15 protein-coding genes are annotated in these 15,477 nt (G+C 71.7%); 10 read left to right on the top strand and 5 right to left on the bottom strand.

What is annotated here, in order from left to right; genetic code table 11:
* Nucleotides 1–9: 9 nt before the first annotated feature.
* Together ACIQVL_RS44390 and ACIQVL_RS44385 are read right to left on the bottom strand one after the other, a co-directional pair.
* Nucleotides 10–465, bottom strand: coding sequence for a sensor histidine kinase (locus ACIQVL_RS44390; protein ID WP_403478329.1), 456 nt, complete (start codon nt 463–465; stop codon nt 10–12).
* Between the two features lie 304 nt (nt 466–769).
* A complete protein-coding gene (locus ACIQVL_RS44385) occupies nt 770–1,660 on the bottom strand; it encodes a DUF3152 domain-containing protein (RefSeq protein ID WP_403478328.1) in 891 nt (296 codons plus the stop codon).
* 139 nt (nt 1,661–1,799) lie between these two features.
* Here ACIQVL_RS44385 and ACIQVL_RS44380 point away from each other — a divergent pair, with 139 nt between their 5' ends.
* The 5 genes from ACIQVL_RS44380 to ACIQVL_RS44360 all read left to right on the top strand — a co-directional run bounded on the left by ACIQVL_RS44380 (nt 1,800) and on the right by ACIQVL_RS44360 (nt 5,946).
* Nucleotides 1,800–2,492 (top strand): response regulator, encoded by a 693-nt coding sequence (locus ACIQVL_RS44380; protein ID WP_403440789.1) that lies wholly within the window; start codon nt 1,800–1,802, stop codon nt 2,490–2,492.
* Nucleotides 2,489–3,973, top strand: a complete 1,485-nt coding sequence (locus ACIQVL_RS44375; RefSeq protein ID WP_403478327.1) for an ATP-binding protein — start codon at nt 2,489–2,491, stop codon at nt 3,971–3,973. The genes ACIQVL_RS44380 and ACIQVL_RS44375 overlap by 4 nt, the downstream gene beginning before the upstream one ends.
* Nucleotides 3,970–4,554 (top strand): hypothetical protein, encoded by a 585-nt coding sequence (locus ACIQVL_RS44370; RefSeq protein ID WP_403440791.1) that lies wholly within the window; start codon nt 3,970–3,972, stop codon nt 4,552–4,554. The genes ACIQVL_RS44375 and ACIQVL_RS44370 overlap by 4 nt, the downstream gene beginning before the upstream one ends.
* A 766-nt stretch (nt 4,555–5,320) precedes the next feature.
* Complete coding sequence (locus ACIQVL_RS44365; protein WP_403440793.1) at nt 5,321–5,578, top strand: hypothetical protein; 258 nt, start codon at nt 5,321–5,323, stop codon at nt 5,576–5,578.
* Nucleotides 5,575–5,946, top strand: a complete 372-nt coding sequence (locus tag ACIQVL_RS44360; protein WP_403440796.1) for a fic family toxin-antitoxin system, toxin component — start codon at nt 5,575–5,577, stop codon at nt 5,944–5,946. Before ACIQVL_RS44365 ends, ACIQVL_RS44360 begins: the two co-directional genes overlap by 4 nt.
* 374 nt (nt 5,947–6,320) lie before the next feature.
* On the opposite strand, the gene folE is transcribed toward ACIQVL_RS44360, so the two are convergent.
* The 3 genes from folE to ACIQVL_RS44345 all read right to left on the bottom strand — a co-directional run bounded on the left by folE (nt 6,321) and on the right by ACIQVL_RS44345 (nt 9,707).
* Nucleotides 6,321–6,926 (bottom strand): GTP cyclohydrolase I FolE, encoded by a 606-nt coding sequence (gene folE / locus ACIQVL_RS44355; RefSeq protein WP_403478326.1) that lies wholly within the window; start codon nt 6,924–6,926, stop codon nt 6,321–6,323.
* Nucleotides 6,927–7,035: 109 nt separating this feature from the next.
* Nucleotides 7,036–8,382, bottom strand: coding sequence for an aminomethyl transferase family protein (locus ACIQVL_RS44350; protein WP_403478325.1), 1,347 nt, complete (start codon nt 8,380–8,382; stop codon nt 7,036–7,038).
* Between the two features lie 425 nt (nt 8,383–8,807).
* Nucleotides 8,808–9,707, bottom strand: coding sequence for a LacI family DNA-binding transcriptional regulator (locus tag ACIQVL_RS44345; protein WP_403478324.1), 900 nt, complete (start codon nt 9,705–9,707; stop codon nt 8,808–8,810).
* A gap of 373 nt (nt 9,708–10,080) precedes the next feature.
* On the opposite strand from ACIQVL_RS44345, the gene folP reads away from it, so the two are divergent.
* The 5 genes from folP to ACIQVL_RS44320 all read left to right on the top strand — a co-directional run bounded on the left by folP (nt 10,081) and on the right by ACIQVL_RS44320 (nt 15,437).
* Entirely contained in the window at nt 10,081–10,971 is an 891-nt protein-coding gene (folP, locus tag ACIQVL_RS44340; protein WP_403478323.1) for a dihydropteroate synthase, read from the top strand.
* A 143-nt stretch (nt 10,972–11,114) separates the two neighbouring features.
* Nucleotides 11,115–12,461 carry an aminomethyl transferase family protein gene (locus ACIQVL_RS44335; protein WP_403478322.1) on the top strand — a complete coding sequence of 449 codons (1,347 nt, stop codon included), beginning with the start codon at nt 11,115–11,117 and terminating at the stop codon, nt 12,459–12,461.
* 84 nt (nt 12,462–12,545) lie between these two features.
* Nucleotides 12,546–13,418 carry a methylenetetrahydrofolate reductase gene (locus tag ACIQVL_RS44330; protein ID WP_403478321.1) on the top strand — a complete coding sequence of 291 codons (873 nt, stop codon included), beginning with the start codon at nt 12,546–12,548 and terminating at the stop codon, nt 13,416–13,418.
* On the top strand, nt 13,415–14,323 hold the full coding sequence (gene purU, locus ACIQVL_RS44325) for a formyltetrahydrofolate deformylase (protein ID WP_403478320.1): 909 nt from the start codon (nt 13,415–13,417) through the stop codon (nt 14,321–14,323). The genes ACIQVL_RS44330 and purU overlap by 4 nt, the downstream gene beginning before the upstream one ends.
* 250 nt (nt 14,324–14,573) lie before the next feature.
* On the top strand, nt 14,574–15,437 hold the full coding sequence (locus ACIQVL_RS44320; protein ID WP_403478319.1) for a bifunctional 5,10-methylenetetrahydrofolate dehydrogenase/5,10-methenyltetrahydrofolate cyclohydrolase: 864 nt from the start codon (nt 14,574–14,576) through the stop codon (nt 15,435–15,437).
* Nucleotides 15,438–15,477 lie beyond the last annotated feature (40 nt).

Genomic DNA, 15,477 nt, shown 5'->3' with positions numbered 1-15,477 from the left:
CACGGACGGTCAGCCCGGCGGGAGCAGCCCCCGTCCGCCGACGCTGAACCCCACCTCCGCGCCGCCGCCCGGACGGGAGCGGGCGAAGACGGTGCCGTCGTGCGTCTCTGCGACGTCCCGGACGATCGCCAGGCCGAGGCCCGAGCCCGGCAGGCCGCGTGCGGAGTCGACGCGGTGGAAACAGTCGAAGACGCGCGTGGCGTCGGCCGCGCCGATGCCGTGGCCGTGGTCGGAGACGGTCACCCGCCCGGTACGGATCTCCAGCCGGACCGGTTCGGCGTCCTCCGTCTCCCCGGCGCTGCGGGCGTCGAACTTCGCCGCGTTCTCCGCCAGATTGCTTACTGCGCATTCCAGCCGGTGCGGCCGGCCCAGGATCACGGAGCCGTCGGCGTCGACACGGATGAGGCGGCGGGTGTGGCGGTGGACCCGGCGGGCGGCCCGCCGGGCCACCTCGCCCAGGTCCACGGACTCCTCGGGCTCCTCCCGGTCCCGGGCCGCGCCGGCTCGACCGGCTCCTCCACCAGGCCGCTGAGTTCACGGGTCTCGCCCTCGACGTCGTCGAGCAGCCGGGCCCCGGCGGCGGGGGAGAGGCCGTCGAGACGGCCGAGGACGGGGTGTTGGTACGCAGGCTGGTCAGCGGGGTGCGCAACTCGTGGGCCGCGTCCTGGACCAGCCGAACGTGCGCCTCGTCCATCCGCGGCCGCTCCAGGCGGTGGAACGGCTCGCGGTGCTGTGACCCGTCAGACGCCGGGGGCGGCCGGCCCGGCGGTCAGGACACGGCCGGTCCGGTCAGGTACCGGCCCTGCCCGTCGTACGGCCAGACGTTGGGCAGGCAGCCGTGCATGCCCTTGATCTGCTGCATCATCACGGGGGCCGGCTGCCCGGGACCGGGACAGCCGACGTGCCCGTGGCCGAGGAAGTGGCCGACCTCGTGGTTGATGATCAGCGCCCGGTAGTCCTTGACGCGGTGAGCGTAGACGGGGGTCGCGAGCAGCCAGCGTCTGAGGTTCACCATGACCTGGTCGGCCACGTTACAGTTGACCTCACTGCCGGTGTCCAGGCCGTACTTCCCGCAGACCCTGTCCACCGTCCCAGGAGTCGCGACCCGGACGACGAAGTCGGCCGGACCGCTCGACACCCGCTGGAACGCCGAGTGGCCGTCGGCGGTCCAGCCACGCGGGTCGGCGAGGATGTGCTCGACCTGCCGGGCTACGTCCGCCGTGGCGAGGCCGGTCCCGTTCTCGACCTCGACCCGGAAGCGCAGGAGCGTGCCGGAGCCGACCCTGGTGCTGCCACCCGTCGCGGTGACGAACCTGCCCGGTCCGGTGGCCGGGATCCGCGGCGTGGGCGAGGTACGGGGGCCCGGGGAGGCGGAGCCGGAGGCCGGGCCGGGCGACGGGGACCGGGAGCCGTGCGCCGGGCCGGTAGCGCCGACGCGCCCGGACCGGGCCCGCTCGGTGGACCGGCCCTTGTCGCCGGCGTGGGGTGCCCCCGTACCGGACGAACTCCCGCCGACGGCCACGTACCCCGCGGCCACCAGGACCGCCAGCGCGGCCACGGCTCCCAGGACCGGGCCTCTCCCCTTCCGCCCGCGGTGGACGGCGTGGGCGGGGGCGCTCCGGCGGCGGCCACGGGAGGAACGTGCTGTGCGCGTGGTCATGACGGTCAGGCTGTGACCGGAATGTGATCGAGCATGGCGCAAGCGATAACGAGAAGATAACGGACAAGGGGTTGCGGGTTTATATGATCGTCCCGTAACAAACGCACAGCTGTGCGGATCGCATGCGGATACTGAGCGCATGCCACGCGTTCTGCTGATCGAAGACGACCGTGCCGTGCGGGAGGGGGTGGCCCTCGCCCTGCGCCGCCGGGGGCACGAACTCGCCGCCGTCGCGACCGGGGAGGACGGGCTGGAACGGGTGCGGTCCTTCCGGCCGGACGTCGTGGTGCTGGACCTCATGCTGCCCGGGATGCCCGGACTCGACGTGTGCCGCCGGATCCGCGGCCTCGACCAGACCCTGCCGATCGTCATGGCGACCGCGCGGGGCGACGACGAGGACATCGTCGTGGGCCTGGAGGCGGGCGCCGACGACTACGTGGTCAAGCCGGTGCAGGCACGGGTCCTCGAGGCCCGCCTCCGCGCGGTGCTGCGCCGGGCGGGCGGGCCGCCCGCCGACGCCGGCATACCGAGGATCGACACCTACGGAGAGCTGTCCGTCGACCGGGCCGGGCTGTCCGTCACCCGCAGCGGGGTGCCGGTCCCGCTCGCCCCGTCCGAACTCCGGCTGCTGCTCACCCTGTCCGCCTCGCCCGGTCAGGTGTTCAGCCGCCAGCAGCTCCTCGAAGCGGTCTGGGAGCACAGCTACCACGGAGACGCGCGACTCGTGGACGCCTGCGTGCGGCGGCTGCGCGCCAAGATGGGCGAGCCGCCGCGCGAGCCGCGCTTCGTCCAGACCGTGCGCGGCTTCGGCTACCGGTTCACGGCCCGGTGAAGCGCCCGCGTCTGCCACAACTGCGCGGTCTGCGGATCCGCCTGGTGCTCGCCTTCACGCTGGTGGCGGCCGTCACGGCCGCCACCACCGGTGCCCTGACCTTCCGCGAGGCCCGTACCGGCGTCCTCCAGCAGAGCCAGGACGCCGTGATCCAGCAGCTGCGCACCCAGGTCGGGCGGCTCGCCCCGGACCTCGCCTTCCCGCCGGACCGGGCCGCACTGACGCGGTTCGCGGCGGACGTGGCCGGCTCCGAGCCCTCCGGGACCTGGCGGGTGCTGGCCGCCTACGGCCGCCTCAGCGCCACCTCCGCCCCCGGCGACCGCTTCACCGAACTGACCCCGGCCGTCCGCGCGGCCGTCGGCTCCAGCATGGCCACCGTCTTCCAGCGGGTGGCCGTCGGCGACCGCACCGCACTCGTCGTCGGCATGTCGGTCACCTTCGCCGAGGCACCCACGACGGGCGTCTACGCCTCCGGTGTCCATGTCTTCCTGACCGTGCCGCAGACCACCGAGCGCGCCTACGTCGACGCCCTGGTCACCGCCGCCGAACGCGCCGCCGTGCCCGCGCTGACGCTCGCCGTGCTGCTGGCGCTGCTCGCCGCCCGCGGGGTGCTGCGACCGGTGAGAGCACTTCGCCATGCCACCCGCAGCATCGCCGAGGGACGCCTGGACACCCGGCTCGCCGTCGACGGGTCCGACGAACTCGCCGATCTCTCCCACACGTTCAACGAGACGGCCGCCGCGCTGGAGAAGTCGGTGGCCGAACTGCGCGGCATGGAGGCCCGGGCCCGCCGGTTCGCCGCGGACGTGTCGCACGAACTGCGCACCCCGCTCGCCGCCATGTCCGCCGTCACCGACGTCCTCGACGAGGACGCCGCCCGCCTGGACCCGGACACCGCCACCGCTGTCCGTCTGATCAGCGAGGAGACCGTGAAACTGGCCCGGCTGGTGGACGACCTGTTGGAGATCTCCCGTTTCGACGCGGGCGCCGCGGTGCTGCACCTGGACGAGATCGACCTCGCCGAGTCCCTGCGGCGCAGCCTCGACGCCCGTGCCTGGGCCGGCCTGGTGGAGTGCGACCTGCCGCCGCCCGGCACGCTGCGCGGCCGCGTCGACCCGCGCCGCCTCGGCGTCGTGGTCGCCAACCTGGTGGGCAACGCGCTGCGGCACGGCGCCCGGCCCGTCGTGCTGCGCCTGTACGACGGCGGAGAGCCCGGCGGGGCACGGCTCGCGGTGATCGAGGTGCTGGACAGCGGACCCGGCATCCCGGACGACGTGCTGCCGCAGGTCTTCGAGCGGTTCTACAAGTCGGACGCCGCCCGCACCCGCACCGAGGGCAGCGGCCTGGGCCTCGCCATCACCGCGGAGAACGTCCGGGTGCACGGCGGCACGGTCCGCGCCGCGAACCGGCCCGGGGGCGGAGCCGTCTTCACCGTACGGCTGCCCCTGCCGGCCGACGAACCGCCCGGGGAGGACCGGTGACGGCCTTACGGCGGCGGGTCCGCCGCGCGCTCCTCCTTCCCCCGGCCGTGTGCGTCCTGGCCTCCTGCGGCATCCCTACGACCGGCGTGGTGCAGGCGGGCGGTCCCGCCAGCGGCGTCGTGCCGACAGCGCGGCTGTACTTCGTGCGCGACGGCGCCCTGGTCGCCGTCCGGCGCCCGACCGCCGCGCCGGGTGATGCCGCGGCGGCGGTGCGGGACCTGCTCCTGGGCCCGACCGCCGCGGAGCTGAACAAGGGACTGACGACCCGGCTGCCCCTGCCCACGGGCATTCCGACGGCGGTCCCGGCCGTCCCGGCGTACGGCGGAGCCACCGCCGTACCCCGGACAACGTCCTCGGCGGACCTCGTGAAAGTGACGGTGAGCGCCCGCCGGATCTCCGTCCGACTGTCGTCCGCGGCGGGTGAGCCGGGCGATCCCGGCCTCGCGGCCGCCCAACTCGCCTGCACGGCCGACGCGGCACAGCGCACAGCCGACCCCGTCGGCGAACCCGGGCCGGTGACGGTCACGCTCCCGGACGGCCGGCGCTTCGAGGAAGCCGCCACGAGGTGCCCCGGTGACTGACACCCACTGTCAGCGGACACTTTCACCCAAGGTGCCTTGGACACATGCGCGGAAGTCACCACGCGGTCCGCTCTCTCCACCAGACAGAGAGGGGGAGACACAAGGGCTCCGTGCTGGCGTTGGACGTGAGCAGGAACCGCCCGTTCTTCATCTCAAGTGATCGCGAAACGGGCGGCCCGTCGACTATGCCGAAGCCCTGCTGTCGGAGGGCCTTCACCTGTACAGCATCGCTCCGGCCGCCCCGGTGGATCCGCCGGTGTGGAACGTTCTCGGTCAGGGCGCGGCAGAGGCCGTAGTGCTGGCCGATCCGCGGCGCCCGGCGGACTGCCCCCACAGCGCCGTCCCGGGCGTGGTCGGCCCCGACGCTGACCGTGGCGACCGGTTCTGGGGCCCTGGCCGGCGGGCGTGCGGCACGACGACGCCCTGTTCTGCGAGATGGGAGTCACCGGCGAGTTCGCTCTCGACGGCGTCTCTCCCGGCTCATGGCACGGCTCACCGGAGTTCGGGCGAAGACGTGGGCGGACGCCGGATCGCCGGAAGGTGATCCGGCGCCATCTGCCCTGCCGCGCACGTGCTCCGACCGAAGAGGCCACTGAGCTGGCATGGCAGGTTCACATGCTGGCCGGCTTCGCGATCGGTGGGCTTCTGGCACCCACCTCCCCGGAGCGGCCGCTGTCCTCCAGGCTCAGACGAGGACGGGCTGCAGGGTCGCTCCATGATCCGGCCGCAAACTACTCCACCTGCTACCACCCTGCTACCATGAGGTATGGCCTCTGACCGGAAGCAGACCCAGCTCCGCCTGTCCCCTGACGTCCTCGCCACCGGCAAGGACGCCGCGAAGGCCCGCGGGCTTGACTTCAACAAGTACGTCGAGCGGCTGATCGTGGAAGACACGACCGGTGCGCGGGCCGCCGGCATGGAGGCCGCGCAGCGCCTCATCGACCAGCACGGCGGATTCCTCGATGACCTGGAGCGTCAGTTCGACGAGCCGGCCGGCGACGTGCGCCCGGGAGCCGCGGCGTGATCGTGCATGTCGACGAGTCCTGGATCCTGGAAGTCGCCGAACGGGCCGGTCACCGCGATCCGGGCGTGGACGACTACGGCGTCCCACTCGCAGCCGTCGCCCGGCACCGCGGCGAGTTCTTCGACCGCCCCGTCTACGACGGCCCCTACGCGCGCGCCGCCGCCCTGGTGCAGACCCTGGGACGCTGCCGGTGGCTGGAGCGCTCCAACCTCACCGTCGCCTGCGCCGTCGCCGTCATGTACCTCGCGGCGTCGAACATCCCGGTCGACCCCACCCGCGAACAGCTCTCGGCGCTGGCCCGCGAGCTGAACAGCCCTCGCTGCACCGCCGAACAGATCGCCGTCCTCCTGCGCACCTGGAAGCCCTGACCAGCCGTCCGGACGGCCGGCCGTCCGTCCAGGGCCTTTGGATCGCGTGACGCACGAAGCAGCCGGGTCAGGACGCGCGCGCCCCGGCGGGTGCGCCGTCCAGGGAGTCGAGGACCTCGTCGGCGGGGATCTGGCGCAGGTGCTCCGGGGTGTGGTGGCGGGACTTCACGACGGCGCGGTAGACCTCGGAGCGGGAGAAGATCTCACCTGCGGCGGGGGAGTCGAGCCAGGACTGCAGGACGGCTGCGGGTCGGGGTGCTTGTCGAGTGCGTCGTCGCCCAGCAGTCGGACCACACCGGCGTCTTGTCCTCGAGTGCCAGGGTGCGATCGGTGCGAGATCGGCGGCCCCGGTTCGCCCGCCGTCTCCCCGCAAGTCAGCGTGCGAGGATCAGGCTCATCGCCTCGGCGCGGGTTGCCGGTCTGCGCAGTTGGCCGCGTACGGCTGAGGTCGTCGTCCGCGCACCGGGCTTGCGGATGCCGCGGGCCGACATGCACATGTGCTCCGCTTCGACGACCACGATCGCGCCGCGAGCGTGGAGTATGCGCATCAGGGCGTCGGCGATCTGCCCGGTGAGCCGTTCCTGGATCTGGAGGCGGCGCGTGTAGACGTCCACCAGGCGGGCCAGCTTGGACAGTCCGGTGACCCTGCCGTCCTGGGCGGGGATGTAACCGACGTGGGCCGTACCGCGGAACGGCAGCAGGTGGTGTTCACAGAGGCTGACGATCTCTATGTCCTTGACCAGCACCATCTCGTCGTGGCTGAGCTCGAAGGTCGTGGCCAGGACGTCCTCGGGCTCCTGCCGCATCCCCGAGAGGAGTTCCCGGTACGCCTGTGCCACGCGGGCCGGTGTCGCGCGCAGCCCTTCGCGATCCGGGTCCTCGCCGATGGCGAGAAGCAGTTCCCGAACGGCGTTCTCGGCTCGTCGGGCATCGAATCGGCCCGGGTGAGCGCCGACGAGGGGTATTACGAGGTCGGTCATGAGCCTCCCGTCTCTACGGCCGGGCGGGGACAAGTCACCGTGACGGCCGAGCAGAACAGTGTCTGCCGGGCGACTCGCCCCGCTGTTCACGGGCCGGGGTGGAGTGCGGTCAGTGCCTGTCGCCGGCGAAGGGCCGGCGGGAGACGGTGGCGCGGATCTTCGTCTGGGAGTGACGCTCCACCGTGGGACTGGCGGAACCGCCGTCCGGTTCGCCCCACACCAGTTCGACTTCCTGGCCGTAGGTGAGTTCGTCCTCGTCGATCATGCAGACGGAGATCCAGCCCCGGACGTTGGCGGTGTAGCTGCACAGGGTCGACACGCCGATGAGACGGCCGTCGCGTTCGATGCGGTCGACCTGCGAGGCCGCGTAGAAGGCCGCGGGCATCTCGATGTGCTTGAAGCGACGTTCGCCCTGCTCGTACTGGCTGGCGAAGATCCTGGCGACGTCGTCGCGGTGCCAGGACAGCCACGCCTTCTTGCGATGCTTCTGGCCGCGCTTCGCCTCCAGGGCCGCACGGCCGATGAAGTCGTGGTCGAACTTGAGGATGTGGCCGTAGCCGAGGTCCCAGGGGGTGACGTAGTAGTCCTCGACCCGGTCCGAGACGAAGCTGCCGCCGAGGGAGAGGCTGCCCTCGAAGCTCCGCGCGTTCGCCCACTCGCGGTAGGGCTTCATCGCGTCTCCGGAGTAGACCGCGGGGACGGTGTTGGCGATCCAGCCCGACTCCGTGGCCACCGACGCGTAGGCGCGCCCGCCGACCTGACGGCCCCCGAAGGACTCGCCGGCCTCCAGGATGGTGTCGCGGACGTCGTCGAGGTGTTCGTAGGGGCCGAAGAACTCCAGGCCGGGGAAGCCGGACATGCGGTGGTTGAGTGCGGTGACCTCGTGCTTTCCGATGTTGAACTTCCCCATCGAGAAGAACGGGATGTCGGGCATGGGGCCGCCGTTGACCTTCTCGAAGACGGCCGCCGCGTGCGGGCCCTGGAGCTGGAGACGGAAGAACTCGCGGCCGTTCGGGTTCTGCGCGGTGCGCTCGTCGCGGCGCAGGGTGACGTCGTAACCGCCGGTCTCGGCATGGAACTGGACCCAGTTCAGCGCCGGCGGCCGTCCGACGAGCCGGACCAGGTTGTCGGCCAGGCAGAACAGGATGCAGTCGCCGACCATGTAACCGTCGTGGTTGACGGCGATGAACTGCTTGGCCTTCATCGGGCCGAAACCGGCGAAGGTGTTGGCGCCGACCTCCGACAGCAGCCGGTAGCAGTCCGGGCCCTCGACCGTCAGGTCGGTCATGTGGTGGGACAGGTCCATCAGGGCCGCCGAGTTGCGCCACGACTCCTGCTCGTCACGCCAGTTGGTGAACTCGGCCCTGATCGGGAAGGGGTAGGCGCCGGAACGGCCGCTGCGCATGAGGGCCAGCGGACCACCGCTCGCCTGGATCTGGTCTTCGAGGTGTGCCATCGGGTTCTCCATGTCGTCGCGCGATGTGCGGGCAAGGCGGCAGGGGCGGCGGCGGTCGCCGCGCGACGCGACCGACGGGTAGGTCGCCCGGATGTCCTGGACGAACCGGCGCGGGGTGTCCGACCGCGATCACGTCACCCCACGGGTGGGGCCGCCGACGGAGGTGCCTACGTCGGTACGGAACCGTACGGTACGGTACGCCTTCGAGGCGTCACAAGGCGCGCACCGAGATCCAAGTGCCGCCTTCCCGGAGGGCTTTCTCCCCTCTGAGCTGCCCGGATGTCGAAGTCTGCGCCCGGCGCAGGCTTACCTTGCGCTCCGTGGAGGGGTGCGTCCCGCGGTGCGCCTCCGAGGCGGAAAGCCGCTCGTCGTGGTCGGCGCAGGTCTGGCCCCGGACGGCGCCGAGCCGGGCCGGCGGTCGGCGGTCAGACCGACTCGCGTACGACGACCCGGGCGGGCGGCGGGCGAAGGCCGCTGGTCTCGAGGCCCAGGGCGAGGCGGGCGCTGAGCCGGCCGTGCGCCTCGGCGTCGATGTTGACCGTGGTCAGCGCGGGAGCGGAGTACGCGCCGAACCCGTTGTCGTCGAAGCCGATGACGGCGAACTCATCGGGCACGCGGCGGCCGAGGTCGCGCAGCGCCACGAGAACGCGCAGGGCGACATCGTCGTTGAACCCGGCGAAGGCGGTGACCTCGGGTGCGCCGGCGAGGAACCTCCCGACGGTTTCGGCGCAGGCAGCCCGGTTCCGCAGAGCGGCAAAGGAGACCGGGACAGGGATGTCCATGTTCATCGCGGCATGTCCGGTGAACTTCAGACGGGCCGCGGTCAGTGGGGCCTCGACGTCCGGCAGTGCCACGGCGACATGGGCGTGGCCGTGTTCCACCAGGTGACGGAGCTGCAGTGCGGAGTGGGCCGCGAGCCCGTCACGCCAGCCGCCTCCGAGGTCGTGGAGGTCGTCGCCCGTCAGATACGTCTCACCGAAGCGGACGACGGCACGAGGGGCGATGGCGTCGAGTACCTGCTGGGTGGAGCGTGGCGTGTGGCGGCCGTGACGGACGAGCAGGACATGGTCGTGGGCGGCGAGTTCGGCATCGAGACCGCGGACGTAACTGGAGGAGTAGTTGCCCTCCATGCCCGTGTCGATGTTCAGGACGACCACCCGTGAGGTGCCTTCCCGAAGGGCCTTGGCGACTCCGTGCGGCACGTAGCCGAGATCGCGGGCGGCCTGCTGGACGCGGTCCCGCGTCGCGGCGGAGATCGTCTGGCGCGGATCGTCGTTGAGGACAAAGCTGACGGTGGCACGTGAGACGCCGCTGGCCGCGGCCACGTCCTTCAGCGTCACTCTTCGGGAAGCGCCCATCACCCCTGCTCCGATGCGGTCCACGCGCCGCATCCCCCTCCGGGCCGGCGCGCTGCCATTCTAGGGACCGGCCCGTCGCGCACGCGGTCGCCGCCCGCGGCCCGCACGGGCACCGTCCGCAGCGGCTCGTCCACGTCCGACGGCTTCCCGTGTAGGGCTAGATCGATTTAGCGAATTCATGTAACCTCACCGTCATATCGATTGAGCAGTGCCTGCCCGCAGGTCCCGATCCGCGGGCCGAGGAGGTTCCCGAGCCGTGATCGAGATGGAATCCCCTGCCGCCCTCCGACCGCCCTCCGAGCTCCCCGACGGGCTTCCGCGGCCCGGCAGGTGCCTCGTGATGGGGATACTGAACGTGACGCCGGACTCGTTCTCCGACGGCGGCCGTCATGCCGGCACGCGGCGCGCGGTGCGCCACGGCCTGCGGATGGCCCGCGAAGGCGCCGACCTCGTCGACGTGGGCGGGGAGTCGACGCGTCCGGGGGCCGAGCCGATCCCGGTGGCGGAGGAACTGTCCCGGGTCGTGCCGGTGGTGCGAGCACTGGCGCGCGCCGGACTGTCCGTCAGCGTCGACACCATGCACGCCGAGGTGGCGTACGCCGCCGTCGAGGCGGGGGCGTGCCTGGTCAACGACGTCAGCGGCGGTCTCGCGGACCCGGCGATGGCGGCCGTCGTCGCCGAACTGGGCGTCCCCTACGTCGTGATGCACTGGCGGGCGCCGAGCCGCGAGATGCATCGTCACGCGATCTATCGGGACGTCGTGGGCGAGGTCGTCTCGGAGCTTCTGAGGCGTGTCGACGCGCTCGTCACGGCTGGGGTGGATCCGGGGCGCATCATCCTCGACCCCGGCCTGGGCTTCGCCAAGCACGTCGGCCACGACTGGCGGCTGCTCGCGGAGCTGCGCACCGTGCGGGCCGCCGGTTTCCCGGTGCTCGTCGGCGCCTCCAGGAAGCGCTTCATCGGCGCGGCGCTGAGCGGATGCGCGGACGGCGGGTCCGCGCCCCGCGCCAGGGACGCCGCGACCGCCGCCGTCTCCGCGCTCGCGGCGGCCGCCGGGGCGGCCTGCGTGCGCGTGCACGATGTCCGCTCCAGCCTCCACGCGGTCTGCATGGCCGCGGCCTGGGTCGACGGTGGCCGGACGCTCTCGCCCGGAGTGGCCCGCCGGACGCCTGACGAGAAAAGTGCCTCATGGGTCTCGCCGGAGAAAGTGGCCTCTGCTAGCTTGCGCTAGATCGATTTAGCACCGGGGTTCCGCTTCCCGCTGTTCCGCTTCCTGCGGTCATCCCCGCCGAGTAGGCCGCTCTCGGTCGGTAACTAGATCGATTTAGCACCTGTTTCAGTCACCTGATGGATCTCCATGAAAGAAGGAGCCGCATGGCAATCCCCAGCCTCCAGGACGGCATCGACAAGGCCGGCTCGCCCATCGACCTGCTGTGGAAGCCCGGCGCCGAGCCGTGGACCCCGGAGGTCGTCGCCCGCGAGTACACCGGATGGCGACAGGAGCAGGCGGCCTGGCACGAGGGCGTCGCGCTGCTGAACCTGTCGCACCACATGTACGACCTGTGGATCGAGGGCCCCGACGCCACCCGGCTGCTCGCCGACCACGGCGCCAACAACTTCGAGAAGTTCGCCGTCGGGCAGGCGAAGCAGTACGTGCCGGTGACCCGCCACGGTCACATCGTCACCGACGGCATCCTCGCCCGGGAGGCCGACAACGCCTACCTGCTCAGCGGCATCCCGGCCGCCCAGCACTGGGTGCAGTACCACGCGGAGCAGGGCGGCTACGACGTCGCCTTCGAGACGGACGCCTCCAGCGCCTTCCGGCCCGGCGGCGGCGATCCGAAGCTGTTCCGCTACCAGATCCAGGGACCGGGAGCGCTCGAACTCATCGAGAAGGTTTTCGGCGCCCCGATCCCGGAGACGAAGTTCTTCCACGCCACGCCGGTCACCCTGGACGGCCGTGCCTTCAAGGCGCTGCGCCACGGCATGGCCGGACAGGCCGGCTACGAGTTCATCGGCCCCTGGGAGCACGCCGCCCACGTGCACGACGCGTTCCTCACGGCCGGCGAACCTCTCGGCCTGATCCAGGTCGGCGCCCTGGCGTACGCCACGCCGAGCGTGGAGAGCGGCTGGATCCCCTCGCCCGTCCCCGGCATCTACTCCGACCCGGAACTGGCGGAATACCGCAAGTGGCTCCCGCTGTTCGGCATCGAGGGCAAGCGCCCTCTGAACGGCAGTTTCTTCTCCGAGGACATCGAGGATTACTACGTCTCCCCGTACGAACTGGGCTACGGCAAGCTGATCCACTTCGGCCACGACTTCCTGGGCCGCGACGCCCTGCTCGCGGCCAAGGAGGGCACCGGACTGCGCAGGAAGGTGACGCTGGTCTTCGACCCGGACGACGTGCGCCGTGTCCTGGGCGGCGGAGCGGACGCGGGCTTCGTGCTCAGCTACGCCCGCCACCGGGTGGAGACCTCCGCGGGTCTGGCCGGCGTCACGATGCAGACGGCGTCCATCGACCCGGTCGGCACGCTCCTGTCGCAGACGCTGATCGACGCCGCGCACGCCGAGCCCGGCACCGAGGTCGCGGTGGTCTGGGGCGAGCACCCCGGTACCGGTACGGACCCCGAGGCCGACCTCGGGTTCCCGCGCATGCGCGCCACGGTCCAGCCCAGCCCGTACGACCGCCACGCCCGCACCGAATACCGCCGCAACGCCTGACGCGGAGCAGTACCCCCGCGGTCCGGACCGGCGCCTCGGCGCACGGCTGCCGGCCGGACCGCGTCCCTCACCACTAGGAGCACGATGAGCCAGCTCAGTACGGCTTCCGCGGCGGTCAGGACATCGCTGCTGGAAGACTTCTCCCTGGAAATGACCGGCAAGGACGTGCCCAAACTGGAGGAGGCCAGCCACCTCATCCCGCAGGGCACGCGGATCAACGTCACCTTCCTCGGCAACGAGAACCTGCCGATGCGGCTGGATGCCGCTCGCGCGGTCAAGAGGCTCGGCTTCGTGCCGGTCCCGCACTTCTCGGCCCGCCGGCTCGGCTCGCGTGCCGACTTCGAGCAGTTCCTGGCCGGACTCCAGGCCGACGGGACTGAGACCGACGTCTTCGCCATCGGCGGGGACCCCACTCGGCCCGAGGGTCCCTACGAGGACTCGCTCGCCCTGATCGAGTCCGGCCTGCTCCGGGAACACGGCGTACGGCACGTCGGTATCAGCGGCTATCCGGAGGGCCACCCCGCCATCAGCGGGGAGAAGCTGTGGTCGGCGCTCCGCGACAAGAGCGCGGCCATAGCCGCCCAGGGCCTGGACGGCAGCATCATCACCCAGTTCGGATTCGACGTCGATCCGGTCCTCACCTGGGTCGAGCGCGTCCGCGACGAGGGCATGGACCTGCCGATCCGCATCGGTGTACCCGGCCCGGCCGGGGTGCGCCGACTCATGGGCTACGCGGCCCGGTTCGGCGTCGGGACCAGCGCCTCGATCGCCAAGAAGTACGGCCTGTCGCTCACCAACCTGATGGGCACCGCAGGGCCGGACCGGTTCCTGCACGCCCTGGCGGACGGCTACGACCCGGAGCGGCACGGCACGGTGAAGATCCACTTCTATACGTTCGGCGGGCTCAAGGCCACCTCCGAATGGATCGGCCAGTTCAGGAAGGAAGCCCGCGCATGACGATCACGCAGACCGCGCCCGCCGGCAACACCGGCAAGGGCAAGGAAGCGGACCACCAGGCGTCGCTGATCGTCCAGGGCGCCGACGCCACCGGCATCGTCGCGGCGGTGACCTCGCTTCTCAGCAAGCACGGCGCGAACATCGTCTCCCTCGACCAGTACTCCGACAACCCGCAGGGCGGCGCCTTCTTCCAGCGCACCGTCTTCACCCTCCCCGGCCTCCAGGCCGTCCTGCCCGCGCTGCGCGAAGACCTCGACGAGCATCTCGCGAAGGAGTTCGGGCTGAGCTGCACCCTGCGCGACATGTCGGCACCCAAACGCGTCGCGATCTTCGCCTCCAAGTCCGACCACTGCCTGCTCGACCTGCTCTGGCGGCACCGGCAGGGCCAACTCCCGGTCAGCATCCCGATGGTGATCTCCAACCATCCCGATCTGGCCGAGGAGGTACGGTCGTTCGGGATCCCCTTCTTCCACGTCCCGTGCCAGGGGGCCGACAAGTCGGCGGCCGAGGCCGAGCATCTGCGGCTCCTGAAGAACAACGTCGACTTCGTCGTCCTGGCCCGCTACATGCAGATCCTGTCGGGCGACTTCATCGCGAAGGCCGCAGTGCCGATCATCAACATCCACCACTCCTTCCTGCCGGCCTTCATCGGCGCCGGGCCGTACGCCAAGGCCAAGCAGCGGGGCGTGAAGCTGGTCGGGGCCACCGCGCACTACGTCACCGAGGACCTCGACGAGGGCCCGATCATCGAGCAGGACGTCGTCCGCGTCACCCACGCCCACACCGCCGCCGACCTCACCCGCCGCGGCGCCGACGTGGAGCGGGCGGTGCTCTCCCGGGCCGTGCTGTGGCATGCCGAGGACCGGGTGATCCGCGACGGCAACCACACCATCGTCTTCGCCTGAACCACCCTTCACTCGTACCCCCGACAGGGAAACCCGCCCGGAACAGGGACAGGTGGTCTTGTCGTGCGCCGGAACAGGCCGTCGGGGCGGCGGACGCGGCAGACACGGCGGACTTCCGCACGGTCCGCCGCGATGCTCGCCGCCGCCCCGATCCCCGGCGCCGTACACCGTGGCCGCACCAGGCCGCGGTCCCCGCACGCGGTCCTCTCCACCGGGCGAATCGTTCGCCGACAGAAAGCGGTTCGCCACCATGACACACACCATCGACGGCGCGGAGATCGCCCGCGCCATACGGATCCGGGTCGCCGAGCGGGTGGCCGCGGCCGCGGCCACCGGACAGGTACCGGGGCTCGCCACCGTCCTGGTCGGCGACGACCCCGCCAGCGCCGTCTACGTCGCCGCCAAACGCCGCGCCATCCGCGAAGCCGGTATGCACGACATCCACCGCCATCTACCGCACCAGGCCACGCAGGTCGAGGTGGCGGCGGTCATCGACGACCTTGCCGCCGACCCCGACGTCTCCGGCATCCTCCTCCAACTGCCCCTGCCCGCACAGCTCGACGCCCCGCCGCTGATCGACCGCATCCCCGTCACCAAGGACGTCGACGGACTGACCACGGCCAGCGCCGGCCGACTGGCCCGGGGTGAACGCGGGTTGCGCCCGTGCACGCCCAGCGGTGTCATCGAACTCCTCGACGCCGAGGGCATCGAACTCAAGGGTGCCCGCGTCGCCGTGGTCGGCTGGGGCGAACTCGTGGGCCGCCCCCTCAGCCAGTTGCTGCTGCGCCGCGGGGCGACGGTGACCGTGGCCCACGAATTCACCGCGGACCTCGCCGCCGTGACCCGTCCGGCCGATGTCGTCGTGGTCGCCACCGGCGTGCGCGGCCTGATCGGCCAGGAACACGTCAAGCCCGGCGCGACCGTCATCGACGTCGGCATCCACCGCACGCCGGGCGGCCTGACCGGCGACGTGCGTGCCGCCGAACTCGACGGCATCGCCGGCCGCATCACCCCGGTTCCCGGGGGAGTGGGCCCGATGACCATAGCCATGCTCCTGGTCAACACACTCCAGGCCGCCGAATGGAGCGCCGGACGTGAAGCGGTCCCCGCGTAGTCGGCGCCCGCCCGCCCCCCCCGGGCGCCACGCGGGGCCA

The sequence above is a fragment of the Streptomyces sp. NPDC090499 genome (genome assembly GCF_044769305.1).
Taxonomy (GTDB): Bacteria; Actinomycetota; Actinomycetes; order Streptomycetales; family Streptomycetaceae; genus Streptomyces.
Note: the sequence above shows the minus strand (reverse complement) of the source record. Positions and strands in the feature narration are given on the sequence as shown.

Excerpts from the sequence above, each read along its gene's own strand:
- ACIQVL_RS44385 (WP_403478328.1), bottom strand. The coding sequence starts at position 1,660 with ATGACCACGCGCACAGCACGTTCCTCCCGTGGCCGCCGCCGGAGCGCC.
- ACIQVL_RS44380 (WP_403440789.1), top strand. The coding sequence starts at position 1,800 with ATGCCACGCGTTCTGCTGATCGAAGACGACCGTGCCGTGCGGGAGGGG.
- ACIQVL_RS44365 (WP_403440793.1), top strand. The coding sequence starts at position 5,321 with ATGGCCTCTGACCGGAAGCAGACCCAGCTCCGCCTGTCCCCTGACGTC.
- folE (WP_403478326.1), bottom strand. The coding sequence starts at position 6,926 with ATGACCGACCTCGTAATACCCCTCGTCGGCGCTCACCCGGGCCGATTC.
- ACIQVL_RS44350 (WP_403478325.1), bottom strand. The coding sequence starts at position 8,382 with ATGGCACACCTCGAAGACCAGATCCAGGCGAGCGGTGGTCCGCTGGCC.
- folP (WP_403478323.1), top strand. The coding sequence starts at position 10,081 with ATGGGGATACTGAACGTGACGCCGGACTCGTTCTCCGACGGCGGCCGT.
- ACIQVL_RS44335 (WP_403478322.1), top strand. The coding sequence starts at position 11,115 with ATGGCAATCCCCAGCCTCCAGGACGGCATCGACAAGGCCGGCTCGCCC.
- ACIQVL_RS44330 (WP_403478321.1), top strand. The coding sequence starts at position 12,546 with ATGAGCCAGCTCAGTACGGCTTCCGCGGCGGTCAGGACATCGCTGCTG.
- purU (WP_403478320.1), top strand. The coding sequence starts at position 13,415 with ATGACGATCACGCAGACCGCGCCCGCCGGCAACACCGGCAAGGGCAAG.
- ACIQVL_RS44320 (WP_403478319.1), top strand. The coding sequence starts at position 14,574 with ATGACACACACCATCGACGGCGCGGAGATCGCCCGCGCCATACGGATC.